Consider the following 21827-nt stretch of genomic DNA (forward strand, 5'->3'; position numbering starts at 1 on the left):
ATGGAAAGAAAAACTTCGATTCCGCCAGTCGTCTACATTAACTTTGCCTTAGTTTTTGTACTTTTGTTCGCCATTTTCTTTCCCGAAATTCGGATGGCGGTAACAAAACTTTTTGCATCCCCAAAACCTATTTCCTCTAGCAAACAAAGCCAGGCCATTCAAATTCAAACTAGTTTTCGCAACGTCTACAGGGAGGCCCAACAATTTGTTGTCTCCATTCGGACAAAAAAAACTGAGATGATTTTTCATCCGTATGCCTTTGGAGAGAGTAGGGAAGATCGAATATCCTCTATTGGTAGTGGGTTTATTATTGATGAGAGAGGGTTTGTTGTCACAAATTACCACGTCATTAAAAATGCGGAGATCATAGAAATCATCATGTCCGATGGTCGCATTTTTCCTGCTCGGTATGTAGGAAGCCATGAAAGGGCAGATATTGCATTATTAAAAATCCCAAGTAACGACCGTTTTACTCCCGCTTTTCTTGGTAATTCCGATGAAATCGAAGTGGGGGACTGGGCCATTGCCGTGGGTTCGCCTTATGGACTCGAAAAAACATTTACTGTTGGCGTTGTCTCAGCCAAGTCTCGTGAGGATTTGGACGAAACGGGACAGACCCATATCCAGACAGACACTGCGATCAACCCTGGGTCCAGTGGTGGCCCCCTCCTCAATATCTATGGAGAAGTTGTTGGGATCAACCGTATGATTCGTTCTTCTTCCGGTGCCAGTGCAGGCATAGGATTTGCCATCCCCATCAATTATGCCAAACGAGTGCTTCGTCAAATCGAACAAAACGTAGGACAAAATATTCGGCCAGCTACGCTTGGAGTTATGGCAACCGCTCCGCTCCCTGACCATAGGAAATCGCTTGGAATTCCTGGGGATACAGTCGGCGTTTTGGTCTACGATATCGAGCCGAATTCTTCTGCAGAGAAAGGGGGGCTTCGGCGTTATGACTTTATTGAGGGCGCAAACGGTCTCCAAATCCGTCATATCAATGATTTACGCGAACAAGTGGGACTTGTGGGTCTCGGAGGCGTCTTACGGTTGAAGATATTACGGGATACCCAAGAGATGGAATTATCGATCCCTTTGGTCGAGGCAGCCTATCAAAAAGGCCAGTAAATTTTATGAGAAGAAATATAGTCCACTCGGGTGCTGATGCACTCATTTATGAAATCCGCCAGATTGTTGCCCTTGCTAAACAAATTGAAGCAATGGGAGTCAACATCACCTGGGAAAATATTGGAGATCCGATTCAAAAGGGCGAATCAGTCCCTACTTGGATGAAGGACATTGTCAGTGGACTTGTCGCCCAAAATAAATCTTGGGCCTACACAGCAACACAAGGGGACGAAACTACACGTAAATTTTTAGCCTCAAAAGTGAATGAACGAGGTGGGGCACAAATCACATCTGAGGACATTCTGTTTTTTAATGGTCTAGGGGATGCGGTTGCAAAAATTTTCGGATTTATGAGACGAGAGGCAAGGATTCTTGGTCCATCTCCCGCCTATTCTACATTATCCTCTGCGGAAGCAGCACATTCAGGATATGAACATCTTACATATGAATTAAATCCAGATAATGATTGGATGCCTGATTTAGAAGACATTGAAAACAAAGTAAAATACAATGATTCGATTGCAGGGATTTTACTCATCAATCCTGACAACCCAACGGGAGCTGTGTATCCGAAGGAAGTAATGCGAGAGATTGTTAAAATCTGCGAAAAGTATGATATCATCTTAATTTGCGATGAAACTTATGCACATGTAAACTATTCAGAATGGGGAAGTATCCATTTATCTGAAGTAATTGGTGATAAAGTTTGTGGGTTTGCGCTCAGGTCTATTTCTAAAGAATTTCCTTGGCCAGGTGCTCGTTGCGGTTGGTTAGAAGTTTTTAATCGTAAAAATGATCCAACATTCGAAAGATATATCAAATCATTATTAGATGCAAAGATGTTGGAAGTTTGTTCGACAACTCTCCCACAACTTTCGATACCACTTGTTTATTCCCATCCAGAATTTTTAAACCATCTGAAATTCAGAAATCAAAAGTTTAAAAAGAAAGCAGAGAAAGCAACGAACATCCTTACTGGGATTCCAGGTGTGAAAGTCATTCAACCCAAGGGTGCGTTTTATTTAACCGTTCTCTTTGAAGATGGTGCATTGAAGCCACACATGACACTTCCAATTGAAAATACAAAGGTAAGAGATTTTGTTTCTCCATTAATGGAGAAAGCGGCCCTGGATCGAAGATTTGTTTTACATCTGTTAGCTTCTGCTGGAATTTGTGTCGTTCCACTCAGTTCCTTTTGTTGTAATCGGAATGGATTTCGAGTCACATTGTTAGAAGAAGATGATACAAAGTTTGAATGGATTTATAAAACTCTCGCTGAAAATATCAGGAAGTATTTAGCATCTTAAATGAATTCTCGCGGAAGATATAAAATTGGGATTTTTGATTCCGGTCTTGGGGGACTTTCTGTACTTCGAACACTCTGGAAAGAAACTTCACATATTGATTATATCTACTTTGGCGATTTAGTAAATTCTCCTTATGGTCAAAAATCGAAAGCAGAAGTTTTAGAACTTTCCAAAAATGCTTTTGAATATTTATTAGAAAAAGATTGTGATGCAATTTTGTTTGCTTGTAATACAGCAACATCAGCTGCAGCAGATTTTTTACGTGCTAAACATTCCATCCCTATATTTGGAATGGAACCTGCTTTGAAGCCTGCGGTAAACCAAAACCCTGGTGTTAAAATTGCAGTATTTGCTACGGAGCTTACTTTAAAAGAAGATAAATTTAAAACATTAGTTTCTGGGTTTCCTGTTGGCACGGAGATTCTACCTGTCGCCTGTGAAGGTTTGGCAAAACTCATCGATAAAGATCTTTGGGAAGAAGCTTGGGATTTATTTGATTCAAAAATTAAAACTGTGATCAAAGATTGTAATGTTTTCGTTTTGGGTTGTACTCACTATGTTTTTTTAAAAGAGAGGATCCTTTATAATTATCCTCTGGTAAAAGTATACGATGGAAATTTAGGGACAGCATTACATATAAAGAGAGTTCTGAATTTGCCTGATTGCCAAGAGAATAAAAACCAATTAGATATTTTGTTAAATACTTCAGATTCTGATTATGTACATTTGGCGGGAAGAATTGCCAAAACAATCACACCTAATCATACTCTATCCCTAATCAATACTACTATAGGAAAACTCCATGTCTAATTCGAATAAAGTAACTTACAAAGAAGCTGGTGTTGATACCGAAAAAGGGCAAGAGTTTGTCAAAAGAATCAAAGCAAATGTCGCTTCTACACATAATAAAAATGTATTAGGTGGGTTAGGTGGGTTTGCTGCCTGTTATGACGTTAGTTTTTTAAAGTCTTACCAAGAACCGATTTTACTTTCTGGTACTGATGGAGTAGGCACTAAATTGCAAATTGCAAGGCTTCTCGATATTCATGACACGGTTGGTATAGACTTAGTTGCCATGTGTGTTAATGATATTCTTGTGAATGGCGGTAAACCATTGTTTTTCCAAGATTATATTGCCTGTGGTAAACTTTTTCTCCCTAGAATGGAAGCTATTGTTTCTGGAATTGTTTCAGGTTGTAAGCTTGCGGATTGTTCACTGGTTGGTGGGGAAACTGCAGAACATCCAGGGGTAATGCCTGATGACGAATATGATTTAGCTGGTTTTGTCGTTGGTGTTGTGGAAAAACAGAAAATGATCGATGGTCGCACAATAAAACCTGGAGATTCCATTATCGGACTAGGTTCTTCTGGCCCACATAGCAATGGTTTTTCGCTCATCAGAAAGTTGTTGTTAAGTGGCGGTAAGTTACCAACAAATTCTGCTGAACTGGATTTTTTAAAAGATCATATTTTTAAGCCAACAAAAATTTATGTTAAAACAATATTATCTTTAATCGATAAGTTTTCTATCAAAGGTATGGTTCATATTACAGGTGGTGGATTCTACGAAAATATACCCCGAGTATTACCAACAGGAATTGGCGCAGAAATAAATTCTCTTCCAGAAAGTTATATATTTTCCAAATTAGAAAAAGACCATTCACTCGATCGAAATGATATGTATGGTACGTTTAATATGGGCATTGGCTATATATTGGTTGTCGACTCATCTCATGTTGAGGTAATTATGTCTGAACTAAAAATTCTAGGTGAAGATGCCTATTTGATTGGTAAAACAGATTCTACTGGAAAGATTACCATTAAGTAGTTAAAGGGAAACTGACTTTAAAAACAGTCCTGCCTTGTTTAGATTCAAAATCAACATTTGCATTGTGTCGATTTGCAATTTCTTTCACGAGATACAATCCTAAACCTAACCCGTCACCCGTTGTTTTTGTTGAAAAAAATGGCATAAAGATCTTCGTATGGTTGTCTGTTGGTATTCCCGCACCGGAATCTTCAATCTCTACATAAACCATATCCATTTTTTTAAAACTTCGAATTTGAATTGTGCCTTTAGAATCTACAGCCTGAATGGAATTCCAAATAATTTGGCTCCAAAGTTGTACTAGGTCTCCTTGAATGCAGCGAATATTTCCTTGGTATTCTAAGTTAAGTAATAGGTTGATGTCTCGTAAAAAATGTTCTTTATAAAGTGAAATGGCTGAGTGGATTGTGTCGTTTAATGAATAGTCGCTAAGTTCTAAATTGGATTGTAATCCGGCAAAGTTCTTTAGTGTATAGGTGATTTTCGAAAGTCTTCTTACTGAATACAGAATATGTTCAGAGGATTGTTTTACTAAAAGAAGTTTTCTTAAGGTTTTGAAGTCTACTCTGTTTTTTATCAATGATTTGATTCTATTAATGTTTGTTGCTGATAAATTACGTATACCTGAATCAACAAGAAGCTCGGCAAGTTCTTCTGCAAAAGTAATTCCATGTTGATTTAATGTATCTGTTAGAGATTTACGGGCTTGCCTATTGGATAAACCCGTTAGAATTCGAAGGCCATTAGTATCCGAATCAAGAATTGATTGGACGAGTTCATTGATGAGTGAACTGGAATCCCGGTCATTCCCTTCCTGCCACTCAGATACTAATGTTTCTACCGAAGATTTAATCATCCCGATGGGGTTGTTGATTTCATGCGAGAGTCCAGAAACCAACTGTCCAAGAGAAACCATTTTTTCATTTTGTATCAACTTTTGTTGTGCCTCTCGTAAGGCATAAAGGGCAGAGTTCAATTCAAAATTACTTGATTGAAGTTCTTTGGTTCTCGCTTTTACTTTTTCTTCCAAAGATTTGTTTAACTCTTTGAGTTCAATTTCTGCAGCTCGTTTGGAAGTTTGGTCTATCCCAATCCATATAATTTTAGAAGGTTCGTTTTTATTGTCACGGATGATTCCAAGTCTCCACTCCAAAAACAATGTTTGGTTTGAATTTGTTACGCAGCGTAAGATTAAACTTTCAGCTATGTTTTGAATTTCATTAACATCATCTAACACATCTTTTAAATATTCTCTGTCTTCAGGCAGAAGGATCACATCTTGAATGTAGTTTCCAATTACGTCATTTTTTTTGATACCTAGGATAGTTTGAGCAGCTGAGTTTATGTTTTCAACGAGGCCATGTGCATTTGTTAATAATATTAAATTAGCAGCATTATCAAAAACTGTATTATTTAGATTCTTTTCCTGTAAGAGCGAAATTTCAGTTTTTTTTGATTTCGTTATGTCCAATGCAACCACGTCGATTCGTTTCTCAATTCCTAAAATGTCAAAAGATACATTCACATAATGTTCTGTCCAAATAAGCGAACCATTGGCGTGGATCATACGAAGTATAATCGGAGATTGCCCTGCATATAAATCTGTAATTTTATGTTGATCGTCGGGTATGACTATATCTTTGAAAAAATCTGGATTCTCATAAAAAAAATTCAATCCGTATCCGGTTATTTCTTCCATTTTGGGACTTATATAAGAAGTTCTGGGTTCAGGTAAAAATTCAATATTATAGATAATTGCCGGAAGTTGGTTATACATAATGAGAAGGCGAACGTTTACATCTTTGATTGTTTTCTGCAATAATTCTAGTTCCTCGAGCGATAGATTTAATTTCTTGGTTTGAACGTTGAAGTTGAATAGTATACATCCCACCCCAAATAAAAACATAAACAGAGTGTTGATGATATATCCTATAGGCCTATACCACTCTAAACTAAAAAGATATGGAAAGGAAACTCTCTGGAAAGCGATGATCAAACAAATTGCAAAAAAGAAAAATCGGAAAGCTTTTGGAAAAGTATTTAATTTGAATACAATGAGTCCAAATAAGAAAAGGACTCCCGCATTAAAAATAGAAGATGGTAAGGCAGTCCAAAAAAAACTAATATCGATTAACAGAAGCGAACTAAAAAAAACATACACAAAAATAGAAATAAAATAGAGATACGATAGACTAATTTTTTTTGTTAAAATTGGTGCAACGGCTGCAATTAAAAGATATGAACCTAAGATTGAGAAACTTTCTGAAATAAAAAAATAGATTTTTTCGTTACTTTCGCCAAAAAGAAAAAGGGAAAAGTTTCTGAAAACTAGAACAGTTAGGAAGATTGAAGTGTAAACTAATTTTACCTCTGATTTGGAGTGTTTAGAAAGAAAGTAAATGATGAATGCCATTGAAGTATTAAATACTACGGAAATGACAGTCACTGCGAAAATTACATTTACTTCAAAGGGAAGCATCTTTCTCGATAAGCTCCGTAACCTGTTTAATTAATTGTTCATTGTTAAATGGTTTCATCATCCATGCATCAGCTCCATTAACTAAAGCTCTGGAGATAATTTCTGGTTTGTTTTCTACAGAAAGAACTAGGAATTTGAAAGCCTTTTGGTTTCTAATTTTTTTTGTCTCAAGAATTAATTCGATTCCACTTATGCCAGGCATATTAAAGTCAAAGATGCCTAACTGAATAGAAGCATCAGATTTTAATATTTCTAATGCTTTTTCTCCTGTATCGCAAGTTATTACTTTATGGCCTTGACTACTTAAAGCCAACCTAACAATCTTTAGGACAGCAGCAGAGTCGTCTACTACAAGTATAGTGGCCATTTTACATTGCTACTAGCTGTGAGATTAGTTTTATCAGTGATTCGTTTGCAAATGGTTTCACAAGCCAACCTACTGCTCCTGCGGCCCTTCCTTTGTTCTTCATTTCTTCGCTAGATTCAGTGGTTAACATGACAATCTTCATAGATTTTCCATTTTCTGTTTTTAACGTTTTTTCCGTTAACTCGATCCCTGTCATTCCTGGCATATTGACATCAAAAATCCCAATATCAAAACTGGAGCTTTCGATTTTTTGAAGTGCTTCGGTGCCGTTTGTCGCAGAGGTAACCTCGTGCCCTTCTGTTGTTAATACCAGGTTTAAAATTTTTAAAACTGCTGGTGCATCGTCGACTGTTAGAATTTTTGCCATTTTTATTTCTCCTCATCAAACAATGGAAATCGTATTGTTAAACAAATATCTTTTGTATTTTCATTTCTAAAGTTATTTTCTATATTATAAATTTGTACATTAGCTTGGTGTTGGTCCATTATCTTTTTTACAAGTGGTAATCCGAGTCCAAACCTGAAATGTTCAAATTTAGCATAGCTATCATCAACCACAGATGAAATTCTGAAAAAAGGTTCAAAAACAAATGATTCAAATTTTTCTGGAATGCCGGTTGAGCCGTCATCATTTTGGTAAGCAGGATTGATCACTTTTAATTCGAGGAAATTCTCTTTTTGAAAGAAAATTAAGTAAATGATGTCTTTCTCTTTTGAATATTTGATTGCGTTTATTAAAACTTCCCGAATTACGTAAGAGAGTTTTGTTTCATCTAATCTTATTTTTTTTCCTGATGCGGAAATCGGCATCTGGCTAAAGTTAACTTTTTGGTTTTTTATACTTAGCGCTTCGGTTAAGATTTCAATCTCCTTCTCTATGATTGGAAGAAGTTTTGAAGGTGATAACTTTTTTGTCACTAATTCTTCATCGTCGATAATTGATTGAGAAATAGACATGCTATCAAACATACTTTTAGCAGCTTCATAGTTTTCTGAAAGTAAATCCATCACTGGTTTTTGTATTGAGTAGGATTTTTCATCCTGGTCTAATTTGCTTTTTGAAATTAGAATGCTAACCACGCTCATTAGAGTTCCAATACCACTCCCCTGAAATAAGTTAATGTTCATTTGGTGGATGATGTCTGCTGCTATGTTTTCGTTTTCTTTGTTTGAGATAGATTTTTTCCAGTCAAAGATTTCCACCATTCGTTTGTATAAATTGTTTTCAGCGTCATTTATAAATTGGGATTTTAGTTTGGTCAATAGATATTGAAAAGAGCGGTCTAAAGTAAATTTGAGGTGATCTAAATCAACAGGCGTTTGAATGAAATCATAAACGGAATGTCTTTTTAGGAGAGATGCTGTTAAGTCCCATTGGGAAGTATCGGTGATTAATATAATTAACGTGTGTGGAAAGTCGGTCGTGAATTCCGAAAGTTTTTTTTGCTCAATTTTGTTTTCTAAATCGTTAACATGAAAGATAAGAAAATGGAATTTTCCTTCATCCAACTTTTGTGCAATGTCTTCAAAGTCATTCACTCTTTCGAATGTGTAACCAATTTCTTTAAGTATTTCCACTACCTGTTTTGTGTTTTCGTTTTCTAGTAGTAAGCAGTGTGGAATCATTGTGCTGCGATTTCCTTAATTTTATCTACCATATCATCTAAAGGAACTTGGTAGAGTACGGCCCCTAATTCATAGGCGACCTTTGGCATTCCGTAGACCACACATGTTTCCTTGTTTTGGCCAATGGTAAGGCAACCCTGGTTTTTTAACTTTAAAAGACCACTTGCTCCATCGCTACCCATACCTGTCAGTATAATTGCTATGCTATTTCCGGCTATTTCTTGTTCTGCGGCGGATTCAAATAATACATCTACTGACGGTCTGTGTCCGTTCTTTTTATCGGTTTGTAAAATGCGTGTAAAGTATTCGGAACCAAGTTTTTGAATTCCTAAATGGTAGTTTCCTGGTGCGATGTAAACAGTTCCTATTTGTAATAACTCTTTATCTTTTGCTTCTTTCACATGCACCTTTAAATCAGAATTGAGTCTTTGTGCAAATAATGTGGTAAAGTTTTCTGGCATATGTTGTGCAATGAGTATTGGTGGGAAAGTTTCATCTACGTCATTTAATAATTTTCTTATTGCGGTGGTCCCGCCTGTAGAAGAACCAACCAGTATCAATTTTCTCTTAAAGATTGTTTTAGAATTTGTTTTGTTGGATAAAGGTAATGTTTTTTGTTTGAAGTTACTCGAATGACTGGAATTATAATTTAAACTTTCATAAAGTTTTGAAAGTAAATCTTCTTTAGCTTCTATCAAACTTTCTGGAGTTCCTGTTGGTTTTGTTACGTAATCAAAAGCACCAGCTTCCAAAGCTTCTAATGTAATTCCTGCTCCTTCTGTAGTGGAAGAGCTAAACATGATAACTGGCATTGGATATTGCGGTAGGAGTTTTTTTAAAAAAACAATTCCATCCATTCCGGGCATATGAACATCTAAGGTCATTACCTCTGGTTGTTTTTCTACTATTAAATCTCTTGCTTCGTATGGATTGGCCGCTTCGCCTATCACTTCCCAGTTCGCATCAGATTCAATCCAGCGTTTGATCATACTTCTTACTGACTTTTGATCATCTACAACAATGACAGTGTGTTTTTTCATATAGTCACCGAGGATAAATGTTGGCTGATGAGTTTTCGTACATCCAAAATGAGTCCTGCATGACCATTACCAAGAATGGTGCAGCCGGCAAGTCCGTTGATGTTTCTAAAAATAGGAGATATTGGTTTGATCACTATAGATTGGCTACCGAGAATCTCATCGAATACAATCCCCATTTGTTTTTCATGAGATTCTGTAACAATTAAGTATTTTTCTTTAAGAGATCTTTGGTTGTTTAAATCTGAATCTTTACCAAATAATAGATTTATATCCACAATAGAAATTTGATTGGTTCGGTATTGTATGCTGTGATTGTTTTTGTATAACTCGTTAATTGGCTCATCGCCAATATAGATAGTTTCTTTTACATCAATAGAAGGTAAAATGAAGTATGTATCGGATTTACGAACGACCAATCCTTCGATAATAGCAAGTGTTAGTGGAACTCTAATGAGAAAGGTTGTACCTTGGCCATAAATAGAAAATACATCCACGAATCCTTTCAGAGTTGTTACATTTTTTCTAACTACATCCAAACCAACTCCTCTTCCTGAAAGGTCGGTTATTTCTTTTGCTGTAGAAAAGCCGGGATGAAATAAAAATTCCCAAACATCTTTATCTTCAAGATTTTCTGCATCAGAACGGCCAAGTAGACCTAGGGAAATTGCTTTATTTAAGATTTTTTCTCGACTAAGACCTTTCCCATCATCTTTTACTTCAATCCAGACCTCTTTGCCTGACTGAGTTGCTGTTAGTTGAATTATACCTTGCGGTTGTTTTCCGGCTTCTTTTCTTTCTTCTGGAGTTTCTAATCCATGATCAATAGCATTTCTTAAAATATGGACTAAAGGATCATACATTTCTTCAATGATGGATTTATCGATCTCAGTATCCTCTCCCGAGATAACAAGTCTCACTTGTTTGCCAGTTTTTTTAGCTGTATCTCTCACAAGGCGTTCCATACGAGAAAAGATTCCTGCAATTGGGACCATCCGAAGGCTCAAAGTAATTTCTTGTAGGTTTCTAATTAATTTTTTTAATTGGAGAGCTGTTTTTTGAAAGTTCTCTAATTTCAGTTTTGCGATATCGGGATGATCCGTTACCATTGGCTCGGTGATGACAATTTCTCCAACAATATCAAGTAGGGAATCTAACTTATCGGTATCAATTCGAATGTCTTTTTTATTGATAAACTTCTTTTCCGATTTAGGGCTTTCTTCTGATTTTGGAATTGTATCTATTGTGATCGTGGAATCACTGTTTGTGAATAAACCAAATTCTTCTTTTCGCGATTGATCGGAGTCCTCTGTAAATAATCCAAATTCTTTACTAACCTCAGGTTTTGAACTTTCTATAAACAATCCAAACTCAGGTTTATTGTGTTTGGACTCTGGGGTTTCAAGTGTGCTTGTTTGTCTTACTCGGATATCATTATTTTTTTCGTTTAATTTCTCTAAAAAATGAATTTGCGATTCATTGAAAAAATCTCCACCCGAAGGTGAATTTTCTTCGTGTTCCACAAGTTCGTTTAGGTGGTCGAGGGTAGTGATTAGCAATTCTAAAGTGTCTTTATCTTGGGCTTCTGGATGGTTGCGCAAATAATCCAGGAGATTTTCTGCCGCATGTGCCATTTTTACAATGGCAGATAATCCAAAAAAACCAGAACTCCCTTTGATGGTATGGAAATGTCGAAATAATGTATCAAGCAGTTCTCTTTCTACTAGGCTACCATCTAACGTTGATTTCTCGAATTGGAGCAGTTCCTTTTCGATGTTTTCCAGTGTTTCCCGTGCTTCGTGTAAATATTCTAATACATCATCTCTATCCATGAATTAGTTTCCCGGAATGTCCTTAATCAAAACGGTTTCTTCTTCAGTCAGTAGTCTTTGTAAGTTTATTAGAATTTTTACCGAATCGTTAACTCTACCCGTAGCATAAATAAATCGAGATGATTTTGATTCACCAATTTTAGGTGCTAAATCGATATTTTCAGTAGGAATCCGCAAAACATCATTTACAGAATCAACAATTAATCCAAGGGGTAGACCATCTAATTCCACAAGTAATACACATGTTCTTTCGTGATATGGTTTGAATTGCATATCAAAACGTAAGCGAACATCCATTACAGGGATGATTTTTCCGCGGATATTGATCACCCCTTTTAAGAAAGGAGCAGTCCCCGGAATGGTTGTGATTGCTGGAAGGGCAAGAATCTCTGTTAAGTGTCGTACTTCAAATGCATAGTCTCTATCTTCCAAACTAAAGCAAAGATACAAATCCTTCATGGTATCTTCTTCTGCATTCATATCCCATGATTTTAGGTTTTGACTCATGACTTACCTACAAAACAATTTTTGGTCTTTCTACCCGCGTAAGGGCAGTTGATTTCGATGTATCTTCTTTTAATTTAAAACTCATTATGATAGACCGCATAATTTCGACTTGTCGTTTTAAGGTTTCACTTGAGGCTGCAACCTCCTCAGCGGAGGCTGCTGTTGTTGATGTTACGGTTGTTACCTGGTCTATACCTTGGGTGATTTGTAACACAGCTGATTTTTGCTCGTGAATAGATAATGCTAATTCTTTTGTAAGGTTACTTACGTTCTCGGCACTATCTGAAATTTGACCAAGAACTTCGGCTGTTTTTTCTGTTGCATCGTTTCCAAGTTTGACTTTTTTCATCGATGATTCTATTAGGAGGGTAGTTTCATCTGCAGCGTTGGCACTTTTTTGTGCCAAGTTTCTTACTTCTTCCGCAACCACTGCAAAACCTTTCCCATGTTGACCTGCTCTTGCTGCCTCTACCGCAGCATTGAGTGCTAGGATATTGGTTTGGAAAGCAATATCATTAATAACTTTGTTGATTTTGGAGATTTGTTCAAAGGAGTTACTTATTTCTCCCATTGCAGAAACCAAATCCTTCATTTTTGAATTTCCATCTAGCGCCTGTTTTGCGGTTGATTCGGAAAATTCTGTCATCCTTTCCGCATTTTCTGCATTTGATAGAAAACTGTTACTAATTTCTGTGAGAGTAGCTGAAATTTCTTCTACTGCACTTGCTTGTTCACTTGCTGCCTCAGAGAGTGAGGTACTGGCATCAGCCAATTGTTGAGCCCCTAAGTCCACTTCCTGTGAGGAAAAATATAGTTTTTCTACTACATCGGATAGGTTGATGAGCATACGACGTAAACTCAAACCCAGTTGGTCTCGTTCTGATTTGAGTGTGACATCAGCACTGAGATCAGAATTGGCAATCCTTTCTAAATGTTCAGCTCGTTCTTTTGATAAAAGAAACAAGCTCCATAAAGGCTTGCGAAAGTTGTTGGACTTCATTTCCTTCTAAGTGTTTTGCATTGGAATGAGTTTTATGTTTTGTTTCTAAATCAACATCAAGATCTCCAATAGAAACAGTCTGTGCTACTTCTACGATTTTTTTCATCGGAGCTGCGATGGAGTCAGAGAAAAAAATGGCAATGAGGAAAACCAACACAAAAGCCACTACAACAACTGTGATCACAACGGCTAAAGAACTTTCAAACTGAGCTTCTGATCTATGATATTCTTCTTTTGCAACCTTCAATTGAACTCGAATTAAATCATCTAAGTGGTGAGTGAGAGGTTCGAAGATGGGATACATATCTACGGTGACAAACTTTTCTAATTCTGCATCGTTTCTAGTTTCCAATAGGATACGAAGTTGTTTGACTCCTGCTTTGAGTGGGGGAAATTCTTTTTCCATCTGATCTATGATCGCTTTTTCTTTGGGAACAAGATAGGTTCCGAGATAAACTTTCCATATTTCATCTGCTTTCGTTTCTGATTCTCTTATGGATTCGAGTGCTTCTTCGACGGTGATTTTTTTTGCACGAACCTTATTGGCTGAATCCACTATTCCAATCAAATAGGCATCCGAAACTTCTTTGATTTGGCTAATCGGAACAACTCTGTCTTCAAAAACAGTATGAAGTGAAGCTAAAATTTGACGTGCCGAATAAAAGCTGGCGCCTGCGACAACAATCATCAACAGAATGGTTACCATAAAAGCCAAAAGTAATTTGACTCGAATTTTAAGATCGTGTATCCATTTCATAATTTTTCCCTAGAGGTGGACGGAATTCTAGTTCATGAATTAGGTTAGTCAAGCGTTTCCTAATATTAAATTTTAAAAAACAGAAATAACTAAAAAAGAACTAAAATGTTTTGGAATATCCTAAGCTAACATAGAATAAATGAGAAGGAATCTTTTGTAAAGTATAAGATTCTCTGAGCCAGGTTTTCGCCATTGTATCAGTAAGGGAATTCCCAGTATTGATTTGTTCGATTGCATTTAGAATTGAGGTGTTGTACGCACCATAAATACGGGAAGGGTTTGCTACTTTTCCATCTTCGGAACTACGGTTCCAATTTGCTTTGTTTGGATCTCCTCCTGCATAACCATAATAATTATTTGTATCCCAAAGATAGAGGTCGGGGCGAAAGATATGTGCGAGTTTAACAAACAAATCTCCAAAGAAAAAAGTAGTAGAGGTTGTGATATCTTGGATTCCGTTACGATTGTCAACGGCATTATTGCTCATGGCATAACCCAGATTGACATGAGGCATAATTCTAAAAAAATTTTCTTCCCTGAAAGTATAAGAGGCACTGAAAGATAGATAGTTTTTGCCCGCAAGTAGTCCTCCATTCTCTGTAGAATATTGAGTGTAATAGGAAAGAGCAGGCTTTACTATTTTTAGGAAAGGAAGTTTCCATTGAACAAAATACTCGTGCCAAACAAGTCTTGTGATGGCGTCAGGATTGTTCGTATTATATTTGTTATTTGGTCCTCCTGAGACGTAAGGATTTTCTTTTTGTGTGTTGGGAGAAAGAAGAGAGTTTGGTGTTTTTTGGAAAGTGTTATAAAACCAAATTCCCACTGCAAAATCACCAAAACGACTTGGATCAAAATGGTAACTCATGGAAAAAAACATTCCATCAGATCTTTTATTTCCGTTTGGTTCTTTTTTCGGACCATAACCTCCATTGGGACTGTATCCCATGCAGGGATCGGTTCCTTCTCCGCCACTGGAGACTCTTTCTTGGATGGAACGAACACATGGGTCCTGTCCATAAGGATCAAAGAATTTTGTTTCTTCTCCTAAGTAAGAAGGGCCAACTCCACCCGGTTTTGATTGAAAAATACGTTTGTCAGAGTCTCTGTCGTCTCTATTTGTTAGTTGAAAGTTTCCAAAAAGGGACCATTGGAATTTTTTTTCTGGTGACCAAATGTTGATAGATGGTTGGAGAGCCGGTGCGTATGTAAAACTTTGATAACTTGCGCCATTTCTTCTGTTTTCGGCTTCACCTGCGAATGAATTCCCTCGCCAAAGGAAGTCCGATACAATTTCTGTATTGGTTTCTATGAGGAGAGGTTTGTTATCATTCGATATAGTTTCTGATCGAAGAGAAACTGAAACTATGAAAATCAAAAAAAGAAAACTATAGACTTTGATTTGCAAAAATAGTCTGGAATGTTTCACGAAACCTTCTCCCTCCTTCTTTTCGAATCGGATCGACTAGTACTGTTTCCGAAATTCCATTGGAAGTCAGGATGACTTTGTATTCATTTTTATATAAAAAAACATGTACATATTGTGCAAAAGCTTCCGCATAAGTATCATCTGCATTTGTGGCTGCATATAAAGAAACAAAACCTGTGTTGTTGAGTTTTTTATAAATCAATTTTCCTTCAGGGAATAATGATAGAGTTGGAGTATTTTGGTAAAATTTGATTTTGTTTCTTTCGGGAAAAAAAGTGGCTTCGTATGGAGAGTAAGTTTCCGACCACCAAATTCCATCGAAGAGTGAAAAATTTCTAAAGTCTCTTTGGGTTTCTGAAAAGTCTGGTGCATGACCTTGGACGATCGATAAAATATGACCTAATTCGTGTAAGATGATGAAGCGTAATGCAATTTGTTTGGAATTGGAATGATCCAAGTGGACTTGGATGAAATGTTCTTGATTCGGGAAAAAAGCTGAGGTCTCTTTTTTGGTTGCCCAGTCGTTGCAACCATCCATTAGTAAATTAGAATCTAAAAAAATAATACCACCAATAGGTTGACCTTCTTCGTTTCTCACAATCCCTGTGAGACCGGTAGAACCTAAATCAGTGACAAAGTAAATTCCATACAAGAGAGAGTTGGTAAGAGAATTCAGTTCTTTTGGCATTGATTGGAAGATTTGGTTTAATTCCATTTTCCAGGGGGATAAATCTTTTGTAGGTTTAGGAATGTCTGTGATTTCGTCGATGGCATTTATGGAGATAAGTGTGTCCAATCGTTTGGAATCCAAAGGATAAACTCTTTTATTCCAGGTTCCTTGTAAGGGAGGAAGGTTTGTTGATTTTAATCCAATATTATCTTTTGCCCAATTGGCGTAAGGGTTTTGGGGAAGAGAAAACGTAGTAGGCGCACAGAGCCAAAAAAGGAAAGGAACTAAGGATATGAGGTAAGGATTTGATCGCATTTGCCGATTGTATTTCTATATGAAAGGATTTCTTGGTCTATGCTTTTTTTTGCCCGGAATTCTTTTCGCTGAAATCAATCCGTGGAATTTACGACCTGATGTTCGGATTTTAACTAGAAAAGAAGTGTCCCATATCGTAATGGAAAAGAGGCCTGACCATTATCGGGTGACACTCATTGTTTCCGAACGATTCCCCTACAATTACAAAGCATTGTCCCATCCCTTTTTCTTTCGAATGGAAGATGAGAAAAAAGCATTCGAACTTGCGAATCAAATGGACAAGTATTTGGATTCTGGAAATCCTTTCACCATCACCTTGAATGGATCTGAAATCCAAACTTTGGTATGGGGAGAACCCTGATTGACACGTTCATTTTATTTATACTTTAAAGAAATCTTTCGTAAACCTACAAGATCCGAATGGGAAATTTTAAAGTTAGTAGAAGCCCGTTATGATAAAGAATATACATTTTATATTTTTATCACTCATCTCATAGTTTATTCTCTACTCATAGCTCCGCCATTTTCTGAAATCAAAATGCAGATTTTGCCTTACCTACTTGGTGTATCAATCGCTAGACTTATTTTACTATTACAATTTTATACAAAGAGTATCCCCATCCAAAGAGTGATTTACTTTAGCGGATTTGTTGGTGATGGCCTTGTTTATATTGTTTTTATGTTGGGAATTCATTCGTTTCCATCTCTTGGGAGTTTTTATTTATTAAATGCTTATCTAATGTCTTTTATTTTCCCAATTCTTTTATACAGTACAAGGCTTGACCCCAAGGCATGTATTTTAAGCGCATCTTATTTTTCTATATTACATATTGTTTATATTTATAATTTACCTAATTCTGTTTCCGATCAGTTTTCTTTTTTTAGTAAATACTTTTTGATTTTAGTGTATTGGGGAAGCGCTACACTTGGGACAGTTTTTGTTCTAAATAAACGAAAAGACACAACAGACATGTATAATCTTTCGGAAGAAAGAAGGTTCATGTTACACGAGTTAGAACTTGCAAAAAAAGTACAAGATGCACTCTTTCCTGGGAATATCAAAATTCCGAGTTTAGCCTTTACCTATTATAGAAAAAGCCCCAATGTCATTGGCGGTGACTTTTTTGATTTTGTTCAACTCCGGGAAGGAAACGTTGGAGTATTTTTAACAGATGTGGCAGGTCATGGAATTTCTTCTGCAATGGTAGCATCCATTATGAAGGTCCTTGTATCCACCATTCCCTATCGTTTCAAAACAGCACCAGCCAAACTGATGGATTATTTAGATGATCGTTTGGCTCATGACTTAAATAAATACCACGCCTCGGCCATTTATTTATTTTTTGATTTTATCGAAAAAAAACTAACTCTAGGAAATGCGGGCCATCCTTATTTGATTCTGGCGCATAAGGGAGAGGAGTTTCAAGAGTTAGAAACTGAAGGTGCTATTCTCGGCTTTAATATTAAAATTCCACCGATTGCCGAAAAAACATTACCAATCTCGCCTGGGGATCGATTTTTTATTTATACCGATGGACTCATTGAATCCACAGATCCGGATGGAAATTCTTTGGGAACAGAAGGCCTTCTTTCACTTCTCAACCGCCATAGACAGAGTCAAAATATCAAAGAACTGGAGCTTTGCCTGCTTACAGAATTGAAAACCAACTATGGACTTGATAGTTTTTCTGATGACACTATGTTTCTCATATTGGAAGTAGAAGAATAAGGAGAATTCATTTGTCTTTTTTAGATATTCAAATTAAATCCAATTTTGCTCTTGTCACGATCAAAAGGCCAGAGGCCCTAAATGCACTGAACGATGTAGTCATCACTCAAATTGGTGAAATGGTGGAAAAATTGGAATCCGATCAGGCAGTGAGAGGATTTATTCTTACTGGCGAAGGAAAGGCTTTCGTTGCCGGAGCAGACATTGCAAAAATGAAAGAGTTTAATGTACGGGAAGGCCAAGCTTTTTCAGAGCTAGGGCAAACTGTATTTAGAAAGATGGAGTTATCAAGTCTTATCTCTATTGCTGCTATCAATGGATTTTGTTTGGGTGGAGGAATGGAATTAGCTATGGCATGTGACATTCGTTATGCGGCAACTCCTGCTAAATTAGGTTTACCTGAAGTGACACTTGGATTACTACCAGGTTTTGGCGGGTCCCAAAGACTTCCTAGGCTTATTGGAGTCGGAAGAGCAACAGAACTTATTTTATCCGGTGATATGATTTCTGCGGAAGAAGGATATAGACTCGGCCTTATCAATAAAGTCACCGAACCTGCAGAGTTACTAAACGAATCTGAAAAAACTCTTTCTACTATTTTATCACGTGGGCCTAACGCAATCAAGGCGGCAAAAACTGCGATACGCCAAGGATTGGAAACCAATATGGATCGAGGATTGGATTGGGAAAAACAACTTTTTGGTGGAAGGTTTGCCGACGAAGAAACCAAAGAAGGTCTTTCGGCTTTTCTTGAAAAAAGAAAACCAAACTTCAAAGGATAGTCTATGAGAACACGGATTGGAATTCTACTAGTTTTATTGACACTTTCTGTTTGTAAACAAGCAGAATCCTATCCGTCGCAAACCAACACTCCCGAAATTCTCTTTGGTAGTGTTGCTGATCGAGTTTTGAAATTAGAAATTGCGAACACCCCCTCTACTAGGGCGACAGGACTTATGTATCGCACGAAACTGGGAGAGGATGAAGGAATGCTTTTTGTTTTTCCTCGTCCTGATTATCTAAGTTTTTGGATGAAGAACACACTCATCCCTTTATCAATTGGTTACTTTTCAGAAGATATGCGACTTTTAGAATCATTCGATATGAAACCCAACCAAACGGAAGAAGTTTATAACGCGAGAAAACCGGCTATGTATGCTTTGGAAGTCAATCAAGGTTGGTTCGCCAAACATAAAATTGGAAAAGATGCCGTCCTTACTTTGGAAAGAAAGGTCTCCGCGCGCGATTAAATTTTTTCTTTTTACTTGAATCTCTTCCGGCAGTTCCTTACCATCCTTTAGCATGGTTGTCAACAATCCTCGTTTAATTACCCTTTTATCAGAAGAACAAAAAGCCGACTTGGCTTCGATGGAAAAACAATTTGCTCACCATCTGGAATATACCATTGGAAAAAATAGGTTCAATCTTAAAAACGAAGATATATACAAAGCACTTGGCCATACGATTAGAGACTTTTTAATCGACCGGTTGAATGTCACTCATGAACGTTATAGAAATGAAAATCCCAAACGTGTCTTCTATTTTTCTTTAGAATTTTTAATGGGGCGCACTCTAATGAATGCCCTCATCAATCTTGGGTTATACGAAACAATTCAAGTAATGCTTAGAGGCATTGGTTTTGAACTTACAGATGTTTTAGAATTTGAAACTGATGCTGGGCTTGGTAATGGTGGACTTGGTAGGCTTGCAGCTTGTTTTTTAGACTCGATGGCTACTCTGAATGTCCCTGGGTTTGGGTATGGAATTCGTTATGATTATGGGATTTTCAACCAAATCATTGCCAACGGAAGCCAGTTGGAGATGCCTGACCACTGGGATGCAGACGGGGTTCCATATGAGGTGGTAAGGTCTGATATCTCTTTTTCCGTTGGTTTTTTTGGACATACCGAAACAAGGGTTTCTGGGAAAGGAAAACTCCAACATGATTGGGTTCCTGATGAAACAGTACTTGCGTCGGCGCATGATTATCCCATCCCAGGATTTAACACGAGTACGGTGAACTATTTAAGACTTTGGGCTGCAAAATCTTCCGAAGAGTTTAATTTGGATTATTTTAATCACGGTGATTACATGAAAGCCGTACAAGATAAATCCATTTCAGAAAATATTTCTAAAGTATTGTATCCTAATGATACCACCGAACAAGGAAAGGTGCTAAGACTAAAGCAACAATACTTTATGGTTTGTGCCTCTCTCCAAGACATCTTAACTCAATATCGTGAATCTACACAAAATTTGAAAGAACTTCCGAACTACGTTGCCATCCAATTGAATGATACTCATCCAAGTATCGGGATTGCAGAGCTTATGAGAGTTTTTCTGGATAATGAGGAGATGGATTGGGAACCCGCTTGGGAGATCGTCACAAAAGTTTTTTCTTATACTAATCATACAGTTTTGCCAGAAGCTTTGGAAACTTGGCGAGTGGAACTTTTTGAAAAACTTTTACCAAGACATTTAGAAATCATTTATGAAATCAATCATCGTTTTTTGACCGAGGTTCGTAACAAAGGGATTTTGTCAGATGAGGAAATCCAAAGAGTCAGTATCATTGAAGAAGGAAATGAAAAAAGGATACGAATGGCAAACTTGGCTGTCATTGGATCGTACCGGGTCAATGGGGTAGCCGAACTACATTCTGACCTCATTAAAAAAACCATTTTCCAAGCCTTTACCAAGGTATTCCCTGAAAAATTTAATAACAAAACCAATGGAATCACTCCTCGTCGTTGGTTACTCCAATCAAACCCGAGTTTGGCGAATCTAATCTCCAAACGAATCGGAAACGAATTTACAACAGATCTTTCCCACTTAAAGAAACTGGAAACTTTTGTGAATGATGCCGACTTCCAAAATGATTGGAGACTTGTGAAACAAACGGCCAAAGATGAATTGGCCAAACTTATCAAAAGCGAAACTGGAATCACCATCGATCCAAAATCACTCATCGATGTACAAATCAAACGGTTTCACGAATACAAACGCCAACTTCTAAATATCTTGCGAGTGATTGCTTTGTACAGACGAATCAAAGAAAATCCATCTCGTGAAATGACACCACGAACCGTTATTTTTGGTGGGAAGGCTGCCCCCGGTTATTATATGGCCAAACTTATCATCAAACTCATCAACAATGTGGCATGGATCATCAACCGTGACCCTGATGTAGCGGATAGGTTGAAAGTGGTTTTTTTGCCTAACTACCGAGTGAGTTTAGCGGAAAAAATCATCCCAGGTAGTAATCTTTCTGAACAAATTTCGACAGCGGGAACCGAAGCCTCTGGAACTAGTAACATGAAATTTATGTTAAACGGTGCATTGACCATTGGAACTTTGGATGGTGCCAATGTGGAAATTCTCGAAGAAGTGGGGCCTGAAAATATTTATATCTTTGGACTCCATACAGAAGAAGTTTTTCGTTTGAAAGAAGCAGGATACCAACCAGCCGATTACATTCGCAAAAACGATGAACTGCATCGGGTGCTTCTCATGATCCGTGAGAATTTTTTCTCTATGGGAGAACCTGGAATTTTTGGCCCCATTTACGATAGTCTGTATTATACAGACAATTATCTACTTATGGCTGATTTTAATGCCTATGACGAAACCCAAAACCTAGTAGCGAGAGATTATTTGGATGAGACCACTTGGACTAAAAAATCCATCTTAAATGTAGCACGTTCAGGTAAATTTTCTTCAGATAGAACCATCAGAGAGTATGCGAAGGATATCTGGCAGGTCCCGCTCCTTGACACAGTTCCTCCAAAAACTATCTACAAATTGCCACAAAACTGA

The 21827-nt window shown here is 37.2% G+C and carries 20 protein-coding genes; 9 read left to right on the forward strand and 11 right to left on the reverse strand.

Annotation, left to right across the window (positions count from 1 at the left end):
* From ND811_RS14310 to purM, 4 genes are read left to right on the forward strand one after another with little or no spacing between them, the layout of a single operon-like run.
* Positions 1 to 1128: a S1C family serine protease gene (locus ND811_RS14310; protein ID WP_265352814.1), complete on the forward strand. Its 1128-nt coding sequence runs from the start codon at positions 1 to 3 to the stop codon at positions 1126 to 1128.
* Between the two features lie 5 nt (positions 1129 to 1133).
* Positions 1134 to 2435 (forward strand): pyridoxal phosphate-dependent aminotransferase, encoded by a 1302-nt coding sequence (locus ND811_RS14315; RefSeq protein ID WP_265352813.1) that lies wholly within the window; start codon positions 1134 to 1136, stop codon positions 2433 to 2435.
* Positions 2436 to 3245, forward strand: a complete 810-nt coding sequence (murI, locus tag ND811_RS14320) for a glutamate racemase (protein ID WP_265352812.1) — start codon at positions 2436 to 2438, stop codon at positions 3243 to 3245. It begins immediately after the preceding gene.
* Positions 3238 to 4263 carry a phosphoribosylformylglycinamidine cyclo-ligase gene (gene purM / locus ND811_RS14325; protein WP_265352811.1) on the forward strand — a complete coding sequence of 342 codons (1026 nt, stop codon included), beginning with the start codon at positions 3238 to 3240 and terminating at the stop codon, positions 4261 to 4263. Before murI ends, purM begins: the two co-directional genes overlap by 8 nt.
* Here the strand turns inward: purM and ND811_RS14330 are convergent.
* From ND811_RS14330 to ND811_RS14380, 11 genes are all read right to left on the reverse strand, one after another.
* Complete coding sequence (locus ND811_RS14330) at positions 4256 to 6742, reverse strand: PAS domain-containing sensor histidine kinase (RefSeq protein ID WP_265352810.1); 2487 nt, start codon at positions 6740 to 6742, stop codon at positions 4256 to 4258. The two genes, purM and ND811_RS14330, sit on opposite strands and share 8 nt — an antisense overlap.
* Positions 6729 to 7109, reverse strand: coding sequence for a response regulator (locus tag ND811_RS14335; protein ID WP_265352809.1), 381 nt, complete (start codon positions 7107 to 7109; stop codon positions 6729 to 6731). The genes ND811_RS14330 and ND811_RS14335 overlap by 14 nt, the downstream gene beginning before the upstream one ends.
* Position 7110: 1 nt before the next feature.
* Positions 7111 to 7476, reverse strand: a complete 366-nt coding sequence (locus ND811_RS14340) for a response regulator (protein WP_265352808.1) — start codon at positions 7474 to 7476, stop codon at positions 7111 to 7113.
* A gap of 2 nt (positions 7477 to 7478) precedes the next feature.
* On the reverse strand, positions 7479 to 8735 hold the full coding sequence (locus ND811_RS14345; protein ID WP_265352807.1) for a hybrid sensor histidine kinase/response regulator: 1257 nt from the start codon (positions 8733 to 8735) through the stop codon (positions 7479 to 7481).
* Positions 8732 to 9775, reverse strand: a complete 1044-nt coding sequence (locus ND811_RS14350) for a protein-glutamate methylesterase/protein-glutamine glutaminase (protein WP_265352806.1) — start codon at positions 9773 to 9775, stop codon at positions 8732 to 8734. The genes ND811_RS14345 and ND811_RS14350 overlap by 4 nt, the downstream gene beginning before the upstream one ends.
* On the reverse strand, positions 9772 to 11604 hold the full coding sequence (locus ND811_RS14355; protein WP_265352805.1) for a chemotaxis protein CheA: 1833 nt from the start codon (positions 11602 to 11604) through the stop codon (positions 9772 to 9774). Before ND811_RS14355 ends, ND811_RS14350 begins: the two co-directional genes overlap by 4 nt.
* Positions 11605 to 11607: 3 nt before the next feature.
* Entirely contained in the window at positions 11608 to 12111 is a 504-nt protein-coding gene (locus ND811_RS14360) for a chemotaxis protein CheW (protein WP_265352804.1), read from the reverse strand.
* A gap of 7 nt (positions 12112 to 12118) precedes the next feature.
* The gene (locus ND811_RS14365) at positions 12119 to 13075 is read right to left on the reverse strand and encodes a methyl-accepting chemotaxis protein (RefSeq protein ID WP_265352803.1); all 957 of its coding nucleotides are present in this window, start codon (positions 13073 to 13075) and stop codon (positions 12119 to 12121) included.
* A complete protein-coding gene (locus ND811_RS14370; RefSeq protein WP_265352802.1) occupies positions 13047 to 13868 on the reverse strand; it encodes an MCP four helix bundle domain-containing protein in 822 nt (273 codons plus the stop codon). The genes ND811_RS14365 and ND811_RS14370 overlap by 29 nt, the downstream gene beginning before the upstream one ends.
* 100 nt (positions 13869 to 13968) lie before the next feature.
* Positions 13969 to 15297: a hypothetical protein gene (locus ND811_RS14375; RefSeq protein ID WP_265352801.1), complete on the reverse strand. Its 1329-nt coding sequence runs from the start codon at positions 15295 to 15297 to the stop codon at positions 13969 to 13971.
* Positions 15257 to 16282, reverse strand: a complete 1026-nt coding sequence (locus tag ND811_RS14380) for a hypothetical protein (RefSeq protein WP_265352800.1) — start codon at positions 16280 to 16282, stop codon at positions 15257 to 15259. The genes ND811_RS14375 and ND811_RS14380 overlap by 41 nt, the downstream gene beginning before the upstream one ends.
* A 19-nt stretch (positions 16283 to 16301) precedes the next feature.
* Between ND811_RS14380 and ND811_RS14385 the strand changes: the two genes are divergently transcribed.
* From ND811_RS14385 to ND811_RS14405, 5 genes are read left to right on the forward strand one after another with little or no spacing between them, the layout of a single operon-like run.
* Positions 16302 to 16643, forward strand: coding sequence for a hypothetical protein (locus ND811_RS14385; RefSeq protein ID WP_265352799.1), 342 nt, complete (start codon positions 16302 to 16304; stop codon positions 16641 to 16643).
* Positions 16644 to 18011, forward strand: a complete 1368-nt coding sequence (locus tag ND811_RS14390; protein ID WP_265352798.1) for a PP2C family protein-serine/threonine phosphatase — start codon at positions 16644 to 16646, stop codon at positions 18009 to 18011. It abuts the gene before it with no gap.
* 5 nt (positions 18012 to 18016) lie between these two features.
* Positions 18017 to 18793 carry an enoyl-CoA hydratase-related protein gene (locus ND811_RS14395; protein ID WP_407658912.1) on the forward strand — a complete coding sequence of 259 codons (777 nt, stop codon included), beginning with the start codon at positions 18017 to 18019 and terminating at the stop codon, positions 18791 to 18793.
* Between the two features lie 3 nt (positions 18794 to 18796).
* Positions 18797 to 19261 (forward strand): DUF192 domain-containing protein, encoded by a 465-nt coding sequence (locus tag ND811_RS14400; RefSeq protein WP_265352796.1) that lies wholly within the window; start codon positions 18797 to 18799, stop codon positions 19259 to 19261.
* Positions 19262 to 19313: 52 nt separating this feature from the next.
* The gene (locus ND811_RS14405) at positions 19314 to 21827 is read left to right on the forward strand and encodes a glycogen/starch/alpha-glucan phosphorylase (protein WP_265368951.1); all 2514 of its coding nucleotides are present in this window, start codon (positions 19314 to 19316) and stop codon (positions 21825 to 21827) included.

The sequence above is a fragment of the Leptospira soteropolitanensis genome, assembly GCF_026151655.1.
GTDB classification, from domain to species: Bacteria; Spirochaetota; Leptospiria; order Leptospirales; family Leptospiraceae; genus Leptospira_A; species Leptospira_A soteropolitanensis.